The organism is Janthinobacterium sp. 1_2014MBL_MicDiv (assembly GCF_001865675.1).
In the GTDB taxonomy this organism is placed as follows: Bacteria; Pseudomonadota; Gammaproteobacteria; order Burkholderiales; family Burkholderiaceae_D; genus Janthinobacterium.
The window spans coordinates 5,507,181-5,520,349 of the sequence record NZ_CP011319.1; the positions used below are offsets into that span (position 1 = coordinate 5,507,181).

A 13,169-nucleotide genomic window follows, 5' to 3' on the forward strand; every position below is an offset into this window, starting at 1 on the left:
GCCAGTGGTGACGTCGGATTACGCGCGGCGTTGCCGCGCTAGTCCGACCTACGACATTTCGGGCTTCATCAGGCTCTTGCGGCTGATCGTGCGGCCCGACACCATGAACTCGCCATTGCCGCGGTAATGCAGGGTTTCGGGCAGCTTGGGCGAGGTGGCCACGTGGGCCTTCACGCACTCGAAGATGAAGAAGCCCCCTTTCGGGTTGCCCGCCACCTGCGCCAGCTTGCATTCGAAGTTCGCGTAACACTCGGCGATCAGCGGTGCGCCCACCTGCTCGGCCGGCTGCGGCGTCAGGCCGAAGGCCGTGAACTTGTCCGTGTCGGCGCCGCTGCAATTGCCGATAGCCACCACCTGGTCGACCATGTCGGCCGTCGGCAGGTTGATCACGCATTCCATGCTGCGCTTGATCATTTCATAGCTGTGATTGGCGTCGGAAATGAAACAGCCGAGCAAGGATGGCGTAAATTCCATCAGCATGTGCCAGCCCATGGTCATGACATCGCTCTCGCCCTTCCACGTGGAACTGACCAGCACCACCGGCCCCGGTTCGAGGAAGCGGCGGATGTCGGCGACGGGATAATCTTCTTTGTGGTAATTTTTCATCTAGTCTTCCTGGACTTGGTAGGCCATAGCATAGACCAATGGCGCCATGCCGGGCGCGCGGCAGGCCAGCGGCGGCCTTGTCTCTTCCATGCCGCGATTTGTGCAGTTCATCGCAAATTTCTCCCTGCGGGAGAACTTGCGCCCTAGAATACACTGATCAACTATACAAGGAAATCGCCATGCGCCATCTGTTCCTGCTGTCCGTCCTCTCCCTTGCTTCCCTCGCCCATGCCGACGAGCAGACGCGCGCCGTGGGCGCCTTCAATGCCATCGATATCCGCGGCCCCATCAGCATTGAAGTCGAATCGGGCAAGGAGCAGAGCCTGCTGCTGCGCGGCGACCAGAAGTTCCTCAGCGGCGTCATCACGGAAGTGGTCGATGGCGAACTGAAAATCTCGATGAAGGACAAGAACATCAAGAAAACGGAGGGCGATCCGCGCGTCATCATCACCATGCCGACCTTGCGCAAGCTGATCGCGGAAGGCGCGGGCGAGAAGATATTGACCAAGCTCAATGGTCCACGCGTCGATATCAGCTACAAGGGCGCGGGCCGCCTGGCCGCCGATGGCCAGGTCGACTGGCTGCGCCTGAAGGCGCAAGGCGTGGGCGAAGTCGATACGAAAGCCTTGCTGGCGAAAAACGTCGACGTCAATTTCGAGGGCATCGGCTCCGTCAAGGTGTATTCCTCGGGCGAACTGAACGCCGTCGTGCGCGGCATGGGCGAACTCACCTATTACGGCAAGCCGAAGATCGTGCACAAGTCGATCGCCGGCATCGGCAGCGTCAACGCCGCCAAGTAAGCTTTCCTGAAAAAACAAGGCCATCAGGCCACTGGAGACCGCATGACCGCAACACCGGATACCGAGGCGCCGCTCGTGCTGCGCGAGGACGAGGACGGCCTCGTCACCCTGCGCCTGAACCGCCCGCTGCAGTTCAACGCCCTGTCCGAAGCCATGCTGGCGGCGTTGCAGGCGGAACTCGACCTCATCGCCGGCCAGCCGCACGTGCGCTGCGTGGTGCTGGCGGCCGAAGGCAAAGCCTTTTGCGCGGGCCATGACCTGCGCCAGATGCAGGCCACGCGCCAGCTTGCGTACTATCAAACCCTGTTCGCCCAATGCTCGCGCGTGATGCAGGCGATCCAGGCCCTGCCCGTGCCCGTCATCGCCCGCGTGCATGGCATCGCCACGGCGGCCGGCTGCCAGCTGGTGGCCAGCTGCGACCTGGCCGTGGCTGGCGCATCGGCCCGCTTTGCCGTCTCCGGTATCAACGTGGGCCTGTTCTGCGCCACGCCATCGGTGGCCCTGTCGCGCAACGTGTCGAGCAAGCGGGCCTTCGACATGCTGGTGACGGGCCGCTTCATCGACGCCGACACGGCAGCCGACTGGGGCCTGATTAACGAAACGGTGGCCGACGCGGCGCTCGACGACGCCGTGGCGCGCCTGGCGCAGCAGATCATGGCGAAAAGCCCGACGGCCATCCGCTACGGCAAGGCCATGTTCTACCGCCAGCGCCAGCTGCCGCTGGACGACGCGTATGCGTATGCGGGTGACGTGATGGCGCGCAATATGATGGAAGAGGATGCGGAGGAAGGCGTCACGGCCTTTTTGGAAAAGCGGCCGCCCGGCTGGGCGCGGCCGTGAATACCTGACCGCAGCTGCTGCGCGTCGGCATAGGCAGCCTGCGATGCGCACTGCCTCGGCGGCCCCGTGCTCCAGCACCGGCCGCCCCTCCCTTCCGCCCGCGACGGTGCTGTCAGGGACGCCTGGACTTCGTGCGCTTAACGGCCGTCCTTCATCTGCTGCTGCACGGACAGGCTCAGCTTGCCCAGGTCTTCCTTGCCCAGCAGCGGCAATTGCGACAGCAGCTGCATCAGGGTGGAGCTGCCCGTCACGTCCAGCTCGGACGACTGCACCAGCACCGTGCCGGCGCCCGTGAAGTCGATCTGCTTTTCCTCGCCCGACAGGGTAAATCCCGTCAGCGCGCCGGCCGCCGAGGCCCAGCCCTGCACGTGGGCGTAATCGTAATGGTAGGAGGGGCTCGGGCAATCGGCCCAGCCCAGCACGGCCTGCTCGTCGACGCGGCACGGCAGTTCGAGGAAGTGCACGGGGCCGTTCGACGAGGCGATCACCTTACCCGTGCCGATCATGGTGAGGTAGCCGGGCAGGGTCGATTCCTGGCAAATCACATCCTTCGTAAACCCCAGCAGGTTTTTCGCGCGGATGGTCATGTTGGCATTGTCCAGGTCATAGCAAGCCAGGTCGTTGCCATTGTCGCCGAGGATCAATTGGCCCTGCCCTTGCGCCACGACAAAGTGGTGGATGTATTTCGGCGCATTGAAGGCATTGCGCACGATCAGGTCGAGCACGCTGCTGCCCATGGCTTCGAAGCGCAGTTCGCCATAGAAGGCGATCATCTTGCCCTTGCGAATGAAGATCTGTTCCTTGACGTCGATGACATACGAAAAACGGTTCAGGTTATCGTTTTTCGGCAAGGTATCGGGGGTGTAAATCGTCATGGCTTACCTTTCGCTCGCTTGGATGTAGACCGTGCCCTGGCCCGTGAACTTCACCTGGTACGATTCGCCCGACGCCTGGCCGACAAAGGTCTTCCAGTTCAAGTCCGTGACGATGGTCGAGTTCAGCTGGCCCGTGTGGCCGATATAGGCTTGCGGATCGACAAACACGGGCACGTCCGGCGTGACGGGCAAGCCGATGGCATTGCCGTCGGACAGGATCGCCACTTCGCCCGTGCCCTGGAAGGTGGTGGTAAACAAGCCCTGGCCCGTAGCCATTCCGCGCACTATGCCCTGCACGCCGCCCTGGTTGCCGAGGAACATGGTGCCGGCCGTCAGGCGCGCATCGAAGGCCAGCAAGGAGTCGCTTTCCACATAGAAGGTTTCGCCGCGCACGGGAATGATGGTGACGAACAGGCCCGCGTGCGCGTAAAACACGCTGCCGCGGCCCGTGGCCGACATCAGCGCGTAGCCTTCATTGGTGACGGCGCGCATGGCCAGGCTTTGCACGCCCTGGCCCGCCAGGAACGAGCGGCTGAACGCGACGTCGCCCTGGTAAGACACCATGGCGCCCTTGCGCGCGAATACTTCTTCATTGCTGAGTTTTACCTCAAGCATCTTTTCATTGATTTGCTGATAGACAGGCATCGCTGATCCTCGCTGGCTTAACGTTCGGCGGGCTGGATGAACACCACGCCCTGGCCTGTGAATTTATGCTGGTACGACTCGCCCGAACTCTGGCCGATCATCGTGCGCCAATTGACGTCGAAGACGAATTCCTGGCGGATGTCGCCCTTGAAGCCGACGAAGGCGTCCGGGTCCACGCGCAGCGGGTGCGCGGGCGTCACTTCCAGCATGATCAGGTTGCCGCGCGAAATGACGGCCAGGTTGCCATGGCCTTCGACGGTGGTGGAAAACAGGCCCTGGCCCGAGCTGGCGCCGCGCAGGCCGGCAAAGCTGGTGCCCGTCTTCAGGCTCGTGTCGTAGGCCAGCAGGCTGCTGCTTTCGATGGTCAGCTTTTCGCCCGCCAGCGCAATGACGGTGATTTCCGCCGCATTCTGTGCGAAAAACACGGTGCCGCTGCCGGACGCCTGCATCACCTGCATGCCTTCGTTCGTCACCTTGCGCTTGAGCGCGCCAAGGATGCCCTCGCCACCGAGCAGGGATTTTTCAAATTTGATGCTGCCCGTATAGGCGACCATGGCGCCGGCGATGGCCAGCACTTTTTCATCCTGCAGGCGCACTTCCAGCAGGCGGTCGGTATTGGTGCGGAAACTGGTCACGCGCGACTCCCCAAGAATGCCAGGCCACAAAGCCATGGCTGACCGACAAGATACCGGCGCCGCCGACGCCGCGCAAGCGCTATTCCTGGCGAACGGGGGCCGCCCATAAAAAAAGGCGTGCCCGGAGGCACGCCTTGCGCTCAATCAAGCCGCGTTTATTGCGCCAGCGCCTGCTTGTCGCCGCGCGCGTTCTGGAACAGCGGCACGGGATCATCGGTATTGACCTCGACCACCGTCACGCCCTGCACCACGCCAGCGACCTGATAGCCGACGGCGCCCAGGTGGCGCTTGCCGGCCGCCAGGTTGGACCAGCCCAGGGACACGGAAGCCGTGCCGCCCGTGAAGGCCGTGCCCGGCATCAGCGCCTTGAAGCCGCCGTTGGCAACGCCCGGCGCCAGCACCCACGACGACAGCGTGTAGGTGGCCTGGCCGTTTTGCGGCGCAAAGCCGATCAGGCACACCTTGTACGTGCCGGCGGCAGGCAGGCGCAGTTCCACCATTTCGTTGGAACTTTGATTGCCGCTGCTACGCACCAGCACGTTGGCGGCGTTGTACACCTCCATGTCGAGGTCGGTATTTTCGCCACCCGAGGTTTCCGCGTCGTAGGTGGCGAAGCGCGCGGCCAGCGTGCCCGCCGGGATCACCACGTTATGCACATTGACGCCCGTGCCGCCACCGGCCTTGCAGGCGGCCGATGCGGCGGCGCCCGTCGATGCCTGGCCGATCGTGCGCGTCTGGCGCACGGCTTCGATCAGGCCCGACTTGATGCCGACCAGCGGCCCCGTGAAGCCCGTGCCCAGGGTCAGCACCTTGCTGCCCGTGGCCGCTTCGCTGCTGACCAGCGGCGAGACGGCCAGTGCCGTGCCGCGCGCCGTCAGCGGGCTGCGCACCGTGTGCGTGCCATCCGTCCAGCTCAAGGCGCCATACACCCAGGTATCGGCCGGCGCCGTGGTGCGCGTCAGCTTGACCTGGAACTGCGCCTTGGCGCCCGGCGCCAGGTTCAGGCTCGCCGGGGTGACCGCCACCGTGTAACCGGGCAGGCTGGCGGAGGCCGTGTACACGGCGCTGCTGCTGCCCACATTCGTCACCGTGCGCGTCAGCGTTTGCGTGCCCAGCACATTGGCCGCCGTCAGCGACGGCAGGTTCAGGTTGTAGGCGGCGATGGTGCCGGTGGTGGCGCAATTGGCGGAATACTGCGTGCGGATATTCAGGCCGCACAGGAAGCGCGCATAGTCGATTTCCGACAGGTCATACACGAGGCCCGGATCGGCTGCGCTGTTGGGCGCGATATGGCCGGCGCCCTGTCCCCATGGCAACTGGCCCGAGGTCTTCGCCGTGGCATCCCAGGACACGGAACCGTTCAAGCCGTCGGAATAGGTGCTGAACGCCGTCGTCATCAGCGCCGACTTGATGGCCGCGGGCGACCAGTCCGGATGCTGCTGCTTGAGCAGTGCCGCCACGCCGGCCACGTGCGGGCTGGCCATCGAGGTGCCGGAATAGAAGTCCCATTCCGCCACTGGCGCCACGCCGCCCGCCGCCACCGCATCGCGCTGCGCCTGCGTCAGGTCGGCCGTCACGCCGGCCAGCACGTTGGTGCCGGGCGCCGACAGGTCCGGCTTCAGGATGTTGGCGTTGGCCACGTTCGGTCCGCGCGAGGAACGGTCGCTGACGATAGGCGCCAGCACCGTGGTGTCGGCGATCGTATGCACTTCGCCCAGCGCCGCCGTGCCGTCAGGGTTGCCGGCCATGAAGGCTTTAAGCGCATCGCCCTGCGCCTGCGCCAGGTGCACGGTAGACAGCACGTGCGCCTGGTTGATGATGGTGTTGGCGCCGCCGGCCACGTTGGCGATGATCATGCCCGCCGCGCCAGCCGTCTTCGCATTGCCGCTCTTGTTGACCAGCACGTTGCCGCCGCGGTCGCATACCAGCACCTTGCCCGCCACCTTCGCCGGGTCGAGATAGGCGGACGTGGCGTCGGCCGCGCCATAGCAGCGCAGCAGGTTGACGTCCGTCGGCGAGACGCCGGCCAGGCCCGCGTCGCGCGAACGGATCAACGGCAGCGCCGGCGTGTTCGCATTGCTCGAGGCGCCCTCGATCTTGCTGCCGTTGCTGAGGATGACATTGCCCGCATACAGGCGGTTATGGGTGGAGTTGGCCACCGTCGCCAGCCATGGGCTGATGTGCGACACGGGCGCCGGCACATCGGGCGCCGGCGTGGCCGGGCCGGAGTTGCCGCCCGAGGTGGCGACGAAGACGCCCGCGTTGGCGGCACCCAGGAAAGCCTGTTCCGTCGCTTCGTCAAACGCGCCGCCGCCCGCATTCGGGCCGATCGAGAAATTGATGACGTTGACGCCATCCTTCACGGCCTGGTCGATGGCGGCCACGCTGTCGGCCGTGGCGCAACCGTTGCGGCCCGTCGAGGCGGCCGTCCAGCACACCTTGTACGCGGCGATGCGGGCGCGCGGCGCCATGCCCGACACCTTGCCCAGCGACACGCCGCCCGAAGTGGCGATGGCACCATTGTTGCCGCCGGCCGTCGATGCCGTATGCGTGCCGTGTCCGCCATGGCCCGTCAGACCGGCCACGGAATCGCGCGGCGAACGGAATTCCGTCCAGTGCAGTGCCGACGTGGCGGCGCGGTAAAAGCGCGCACCGATCAGCTTATTGTTGCAATTGTCTGCGGAAAAGCCTTCGCCCGTCTGGCAGCTGCCCTGCCAGCTGGCCGGCGGCGCGCCATACACGACGTTATTGCCGCTGTGGCTGGGCACGCCATTCTCGTCGAGGCGGTCGGCAAACGCCGTGTTCTCGGGCCAGATGCCGCTGTCGACGATGCCGATGATGATGTCTTCGCCCGCATGCGTCTTGCCGCCCAGCTGTTCCCAGATGCCGCCCGGCTTGTCGAGGCCCAGGAAGCTGGGTGTGTAGCTGGTGTCGAGCTGCAGGATGGAGTCGGCGCTGATGTTGAGCACGGCGCTGTTTTTCTTCAGCGCCCGCACTTCATCGTCCGTCAGCAAGGCGGAAAAGCCGTTGAAGACGACGTTGTACTGGTGCGTGATTTCGGCCGCGCTGACGGTTTCGGCCACGGCGGCCTGTTTGGTGTCGAGATAACTGAGGTAAGCCTGCACATCGGCGGCGCCCACATTGATGCGCGCGCCGGGCGCCGGCTGGGTGGCGGCCAGGCCATCGACCTGGCCCGTGTAGCTGGCGGCCGGCTTGTCGGCCAGCTGCACGATGTAGGAGCGGCGTTCCTGGGCCTGTGCCGATTGGGCAAGGCTGGCTGCCAGCATGAGGATGGCGAGCGAGACGGGACGTAATTTCATGCTCAGGCTCCTTGCACGGTGGCGGTGGCGACGGCCTTGGCGGCGCGGCGGCGCGAGACCATGCCGATGGCGCCCAGTCCTGCCAGCAGCAGCAGGTAGGTCGACGGTTCCGGCACGGCGCTGACATTGATGTTGTCGAGCGCGAACTGGCCCTGGTTAAACGCGGGGAAATCGAGCGAGTTGCTGCAAATGCCGCTCTCGTTGAAGATGCAGGCATTGAAAGTCAGGCCCGTGAAGGCGTAATTGCTGAAGCCGCTCAACAGCGAGGCGCTCTGGAAATAGTAATTGCCATCGCTGCCCTGGCCCGGGAACGCCAGCGAGGTATTGATCACCTGGCCGTTGGTCAGGGTACCGCTCAGCTGCAGCTGGCCCCAATTCTGGTTCGGCAAGCCGGAGATGGGAGCGATGAAGGAATAGTCGAAACCGGTGAGGCTGAAAGCCTGGTGGTCGGCACGGGAAAAATTCACGCCGCCATCGTTGAGGATGGCCAGGTAGTTGCCGGTGCCGCCTTGCGGACAAGCGGCGATATCGCACGAGGATGCCGCGCGGCCATCGAGGATGGCGCCCACGCCGCTGACGCCGCCGCCAGCGGCCGTGGTCGGATCGGCAAGAAACAGCAGGTTGTAGCTCGACGTATTGAGCGTCTGGCCGCTTGCATAAATATCGGGGCGCAGCGAGTCGAAACTGATGACATCCGCCATGGCCGGTGCCGCGGATAGCAGCGCCAGCGTGGCAAGAGCGGAAAACAGGGTTTTGCGACCGCGGGTAGCGGATGGGTGAGGAGCGGCGGGCGATACCCGCGCTGCATACGATGAGCGATTCATTCTATTCCCTTGATTGTTGTGGATAGAGAGGTCGGCAGGTCTGTGCCCGCTTTCAGCTTTTTCACAAAAGTGTCAACAAATATAGCAAATCACATAAAACAAATAACATATTTTTAATATCGTTTATTTATTTTTTATCTAACTTCCCGAAACTTTGTTTTGTTTTCCCTATGAAAGTTTGTCCATTCTCGACGTTACATTCAAACAACAATTTCCTTGTCGTCAAACGTGCGCACCGGCATGCGGACACAACTTCGGATAAGCTCGAAAACCGCGCCTGGCGTCATGGCCGGATCGCGGCGCCACCTCGCGTCGGTGCGGCGCAGCGTCACATCGCGGTACACCTGTTCCATCCTGGAACAGGCATCACGGCCCCTTCGCGCGCCGGCCCCGCCCCACGGCCGGTGGCATGAAGATTGCACAACCTCGGCATTACCGTGCTCAGGGAGCGTGCATCATGGAATACGATCAACTTGGCGCCCAGGCAAGCGCGCGCTCCCGGCCACGCCGGGCCGTTTTGCTGTGCGGCACGCTGGCGCTGGCGCTGGCATTTTTCCTGCTGGCCGCCAGGCTGGACCTGGCCGAGCGGCTGGCGCATGCGCTGCGGCGCCAGGAACACTGGCAACTCGATGAACTGGCCCTGAGCCTGCTGTTGCTGGCGTTGGCGCTGGCCGGCTGCGCCCTGTGGCGCGGGCGCCAGGTGGCCGCCCTGCTGGCGCACAACCGCGCCCTGACGCAGCGCCTGCTGCGCGCCCAGGAAGACGAGCGCTGTGCGCTGGCGCGTGAATTGCACGATGAAGTGGGGCAAAACTGCACGGCCATCCGCGCGGCCGCCAGCTACATCCTGCGCGCCGGTGCCGGCGACCAGGCCAATGTGCAAGCTAGCGCGGCCAGTATCGCCGGCGCCGCCGAAGCGCTGCACGCGATGGTGCGCAGCATGCTGCGCCGGCTGCGCCCGCCCGTGCTCGACAGCCAGGGCCTGGAGGCGGCCCTGCAGGCGCTGTGCGACGGCTGGGCCGCGCAGCACGGCATCGCCTGCCATTTCGCGCCGCACGCCATTCCGGCCGACCTCGACGACGGCACGGCCATCGCCATCTACCGCCTGGTGCAGGAAGGCTTGACGAACGTGGCGCGGCACGCGGGCGCCCGCCGCGCCACGGTGGAATTGCGCGCCGATGCGCACGGCACCTTGCACCTGGCCATCGAAGACGATGGCCATGGCTTGCGCCAGGACAAAACGGAAGCTGGCGGCTTCGGCATGCTGGGCATGCGCGAGCGCGTGGCGGGCCTGCGCGGCCATATCCACTGGATCAGCACGCTGGGTCGTGGCTTGCGCATCGAAGTGGCGATGCCGCTGGCGGGCGTCGCGCCACGGTGGGCCGCATGAGCACGGGCATCGGCGTGGCCGCGCGGCCGATCCGCGTGATGCTGGTCGACGACCACCCGGTCGTGCGCTCGGGCTACCGCCGCCTGCTGGAACAGGGCGCCGATATCGCCGTCGTGGCCGAAGCGGGCAATGGCGAGGCGGCGTATGCCCTGCATGGACAACACGCGCCCGACGTCTGCGTGACGGACCTGTCCATGCCCGGCATCGGCGGCCTGGAATTGCTGCGCAAGCTGATCGCCCGCGACGCCGGCGCCCGCGTGCTGGTGTTCACCATGCACGACACGCCCCAGCTGATCGCGCGCGCGCTCGACGGCGGCGCCTGCGGCTTCGTCAGCAAGCAGGCCGATCCGGAGCACCTGGTCGAAGCCGTGCGCGCCGCCCATGCGGGCCGCCGCTACCTGGACCCGCACAGCGCGCCCGGCGTGCGGCATGACACGGCCGGCGCGGAAATGCAGCGCTTGAGCAGCCTGAGCCAGCGCGAGTTCGAAATCTTCCGCCTGCTGGCCCAAGGTCGCAGCGCCGCCGACTGCGCCCGCCTGCTGCACCTGAGCAGCAAGACGGTGGCCAACCACCAGACGTGCATCAGGGACAAGCTCGACGTGGCCGGTCCCGCCGCCCTCGTCCACCTGGCGCTGCGCCATCGCGTCATCGAACACATCCACCCTTAAAACGCGTAACGCATGTCCACATTGATCGCACGCGGCGCGCCGGCCGCATAAAAGGTCGCGTTGACCATCGGATATGCGCCCCCCACGGCCGGCAGCGGCCGCGCGGCGAAGTTGCCGTTGGCGTCGAAACCCGTCGCGCCCAGCTGGGCGGCCGTGGCGTACTTGCGGTCGAACAGGTTGCTCACCTGGGCAAACACGCTGAGCCGGGGCGTCAGCTGGTATCTGCCATTCAGCTCGACCACGGCGTAGCCGCCGCTCTTGCCCGCGCCCAGGTAGGACGCGCCGCCCGGCTGGTGCCGGTTGTTTTCATTGCCGCGCGCATACGCGCCCGACACGGCCGTCATGGCCAGTCCCAGCGTCCAGTCGCGTCCGCCCGCGTAATCCACGTGCGCCTTCAGGAGATGGCTGGGCGTCAGGGGAATCCGGTTGCCCGGCGCGATGACGATATGGCCTTCCAGGCCGGGGGCTTCCGCATCGCTGCTGCTGTTGGCGCTGCCGTTGACGGTTTCGCGGCTTTGGTACGTTGCCTGCAGCCACGTGTAGTTGACGCCGAAATCCAGTCCCCCTTCCTTGCCATCGAGCGCCAGTTCCACGCCCTGGTGGCGCGTCTTGCCGAAATTTTTGAAGTAGCCGAAACCGGCCTGGTTGTCGGCCACGAACAGGATGTCGTCATGGTTTTCCGCGCGAAATACGCCCGCGCTCCACTTCGCCATGCTGCCCCACTGGCCGCGCACGCCCGCTTCCCACGTCTTCGTCACCACCTGTTTCAGGGGCGGGTCGCCGGCCATGGCGTTCGGCAATCGGCATGGGTTCTCCGGGTCGGCGCAACCGAGCTCGATGGCCGTCGGCGTGCGGCTGCCTTCGTTGTAGCCGAGGTAGGCGCTGCTGCCCGCGGCCGGCGCGTAGGCCAGGCCGATGGCGGGATTGAAGCGGCTGTAGCGGTGGTCGCCGTCGAGCGAACCGCTGCCGCCGCCGGGCGTGATGGCATCGCGGTTGCGCACCGTGCTGCGGTTGTAGCGGCCCGACACGGTCAGGGTCAGGTCTTGATTGAACGCCATGCTGTCGCTCGCATACACGCTCCATGTGCGCATGCGCCCGCGCAAGTCGACGCGGTTGTCCACGGGCGTGCCATCGTCGTCGATCTGCGTGCCGTCGGCAAAGAAATTCACGGGCGTGATGCTGCGGTCCGGATTCAGATAGCCGAACTGGCTGGTCTGGCGGAACGTGGCGTGGCTCGCATCATAGGCGGCGCCGCCCGTGACGGCATGGCGCGTGCCCGCCACGCCGGCCAGCCAGGTGAATTGGCCGGAAAAGCCATGGTTGTCCTGCTGCGTATGACTGCGGTTGAGCATGCCGTTGCATTTCTCGGCCGGCTCGTCGTTCAGCAAGACATTGGCTATGCAGCGCCACTTGGGAAACGGCGTGTTGCCCGCGTTCGCCCCGCTGGCGGGAAAACCCGCATAGCCGGCCGCCGCCAGGGCGGCCCGCTCGGCCGCGCCCGGCTGGTAGACGGACTGGTCCAACGACTCGTCGTTCAGGTCGCCATTAAACGTGTGTGTGTCGATCTTGCGGTAATACGCATTGGCGGACAACAGCAAGCTGTCGCTGGCCTGGTGCCTGGCCGTCAGGTTCAGCATGGTCGCCCTGTTCTGCGTCAAGTCCGGCTTCGTGTAGACGCTGCGGTAATCGCGCGCCAGCAGGCGCTGTTCCTGTAAGCCATTGCCCGTCAGCGCATTGTCCGCATGCGCCAGCGTGGCGGCGACCTGCGTGCGCGCATCGCTCCAGCCCAGCTTGCCAAAGGCCTGGCGCACGTCCGACGGCGAATCGTCGCGCCAGCCCTCTTCCTTGTAACGGTTGCCCGTCACATACCAGTGCCAGCCCTGCGCATTGCTGCCGCCGTGCTCGAACTCCACGCCGCGCCGTTGATTGGCGCCCAGGCGCGCCTCGACGGCCGTGCCGGGGCTGTTCCTGCCATCCTTGCTCTGGATGGCCAGCGCGCCGCCCAGGGTGTTCAAGCCGAACAGCGGGTTCGAGCCCGGCATCAGGGTCAGCGAGGCGATTGCCATGCGCGGGATCAGGTCCCAGCTGACGACGTCGCCAAACGGCTGGTTCAAGCGCATGCCGTCGAGGTAGACGGAGAGGCCCTGCGGCGTGCCCAGCAATGGCGACGCCGTGTAGCCGCGGTAGCTGACGTCAGGCTGGAACGGGTTGTTCTGCACCTCGTTGACGACCACGCTGCCCAGGTTGCGGCGCAGAAAGGCCGACAGGTCCAGCGCGCCGCTGCGCGCGATCTGCTGCGCGTCGGCCGTCTGCACGGGCGCGGCGATGGCATCGCGCGCCTGCTCCACGGTGGGCAGCGGCATGCTGCCCGTGATGATGACGACAGGCAAATCGCCCGAGGTGGCCAGGTTCGCGGCCAGGCTGGCGGCAGCCGGCTCGGCGGCGTGCGCCTGGCACAGGGCCAGGGCGGCGGCGGCAAATACGGTCGGTTTCATGCAGGTCCCCGTTGTATAGTGGTTTTTATTACTGCCCAGTATCGGGCAGCCACCAGGGGATGGACTAGGGAAAA

Annotated in this window: 11 protein-coding genes; 4 read left to right on the plus strand and 7 right to left on the minus strand. The window is 65.5% G+C overall.

The annotated features are described in order from the left end of the window. Nucleotides 1-48 precede the first annotated feature (48 nt). On the minus strand, nt 49-606 hold the full coding sequence (locus tag YQ44_RS23850) for a flavin reductase family protein (protein ID WP_071325495.1): 558 nt from the start codon (nt 604-606) through the stop codon (nt 49-51). 179 nt (nt 607-785) lie between these two features. On the opposite strand from YQ44_RS23850, the gene YQ44_RS23855 reads away from it, so the two are divergent. Then, entirely contained in the window at nt 786-1,406 is a 621-nt protein-coding gene (locus YQ44_RS23855) for a head GIN domain-containing protein (RefSeq protein ID WP_071325496.1), read from the plus strand. A 42-nt stretch (nt 1,407-1,448) separates the two neighbouring features. Next, nucleotides 1,449-2,246 carry an enoyl-CoA hydratase gene (locus YQ44_RS23860; protein WP_071325497.1) on the plus strand — a complete coding sequence of 266 codons (798 nt, stop codon included), beginning with the start codon at nt 1,449-1,451 and terminating at the stop codon, nt 2,244-2,246. Nucleotides 2,247-2,383: 137 nt separating this feature from the next. Here the strand turns inward: YQ44_RS23860 and YQ44_RS23865 are convergent, their stop codons facing one another. The 5 genes from YQ44_RS23865 to YQ44_RS23885 form a co-directional block, all read right to left on the minus strand. Next, nucleotides 2,384-3,121: an AIM24 family protein gene (locus YQ44_RS23865; RefSeq protein WP_071325498.1), complete on the minus strand. Its 738-nt coding sequence runs from the start codon at nt 3,119-3,121 to the stop codon at nt 2,384-2,386. 3 nt (nt 3,122-3,124) lie between these two features. Then, nucleotides 3,125-3,766: an AIM24 family protein gene (locus YQ44_RS23870; RefSeq protein WP_071325499.1), complete on the minus strand. Its 642-nt coding sequence runs from the start codon at nt 3,764-3,766 to the stop codon at nt 3,125-3,127. Between the two features lie 17 nt (nt 3,767-3,783). Next, nucleotides 3,784-4,401, minus strand: a complete 618-nt coding sequence (locus YQ44_RS23875) for an AIM24 family protein (RefSeq protein WP_198043804.1) — start codon at nt 4,399-4,401, stop codon at nt 3,784-3,786. Between the two features lie 155 nt (nt 4,402-4,556). After that, nucleotides 4,557-7,721, minus strand: coding sequence for a S8 family peptidase (locus tag YQ44_RS29700; RefSeq protein WP_071325500.1), 3,165 nt, complete (start codon nt 7,719-7,721; stop codon nt 4,557-4,559). Between the two features lie 2 nt (nt 7,722-7,723). Then, nucleotides 7,724-8,422 (minus strand): NF038120 family PEP-CTERM protein, encoded by a 699-nt coding sequence (locus YQ44_RS23885; RefSeq protein ID WP_071325501.1) that lies wholly within the window; start codon nt 8,420-8,422, stop codon nt 7,724-7,726. A gap of 580 nt (nt 8,423-9,002) precedes the next feature. Between YQ44_RS23885 and YQ44_RS23890 the strand changes: the two genes are divergently transcribed. Both YQ44_RS23890 and YQ44_RS23895 read left to right on the plus strand, forming a co-directional pair. Continuing rightward, nucleotides 9,003-9,932: a histidine kinase gene (locus YQ44_RS23890; RefSeq protein ID WP_198043806.1), complete on the plus strand. Its 930-nt coding sequence runs from the start codon at nt 9,003-9,005 to the stop codon at nt 9,930-9,932. Further along, the gene (locus YQ44_RS23895) at nt 9,929-10,600 is read left to right on the plus strand and encodes a response regulator (RefSeq protein WP_071325503.1); all 672 of its coding nucleotides are present in this window, start codon (nt 9,929-9,931) and stop codon (nt 10,598-10,600) included. The genes YQ44_RS23890 and YQ44_RS23895 overlap by 4 nt, the downstream gene beginning before the upstream one ends. Here the strand turns inward: YQ44_RS23895 and YQ44_RS23900 are convergent. Continuing rightward, on the minus strand, nt 10,597-13,095 hold the full coding sequence (locus tag YQ44_RS23900) for a TonB-dependent receptor (protein ID WP_071325504.1): 2,499 nt from the start codon (nt 13,093-13,095) through the stop codon (nt 10,597-10,599). The two genes, YQ44_RS23895 and YQ44_RS23900, sit on opposite strands and share 4 nt — an antisense overlap. Nucleotides 13,096-13,169: the final 74 nt, after the last annotated feature.

Bases quoted from the DNA above. Each gene is read 5' to 3' on its own strand.
- YQ44_RS23850 (WP_071325495.1), bottom strand. From the start codon at position 606: ATGAAAAATTACCACAAAGAAGATTATCCCGTCGCCGACATCCGCCGC.
- YQ44_RS23890 (WP_198043806.1), top strand. From the start codon at position 9,003: ATGGAATACGATCAACTTGGCGCCCAGGCAAGCGCGCGCTCCCGGCCA.
- YQ44_RS23860 (WP_071325497.1), top strand. From the start codon at position 1,449: ATGACCGCAACACCGGATACCGAGGCGCCGCTCGTGCTGCGCGAGGAC.
- YQ44_RS23855 (WP_071325496.1), top strand. From the start codon at position 786: ATGCGCCATCTGTTCCTGCTGTCCGTCCTCTCCCTTGCTTCCCTCGCC.
- YQ44_RS23895 (WP_071325503.1), top strand. From the start codon at position 9,929: ATGAGCACGGGCATCGGCGTGGCCGCGCGGCCGATCCGCGTGATGCTG.
- YQ44_RS23865 (WP_071325498.1), bottom strand. From the start codon at position 3,121: ATGACGATTTACACCCCCGATACCTTGCCGAAAAACGATAACCTGAAC.
- YQ44_RS29700 (WP_071325500.1), bottom strand. From the start codon at position 7,721: ATGAAATTACGTCCCGTCTCGCTCGCCATCCTCATGCTGGCAGCCAGC.
- YQ44_RS23870 (WP_071325499.1), bottom strand. From the start codon at position 3,766: ATGCCTGTCTATCAGCAAATCAATGAAAAGATGCTTGAGGTAAAACTC.
- YQ44_RS23885 (WP_071325501.1), bottom strand. From the start codon at position 8,422: ATGGCGGATGTCATCAGTTTCGACTCGCTGCGCCCCGATATTTATGCA.
- YQ44_RS23900 (WP_071325504.1), bottom strand. From the start codon at position 13,095: ATGAAACCGACCGTATTTGCCGCCGCCGCCCTGGCCCTGTGCCAGGCG.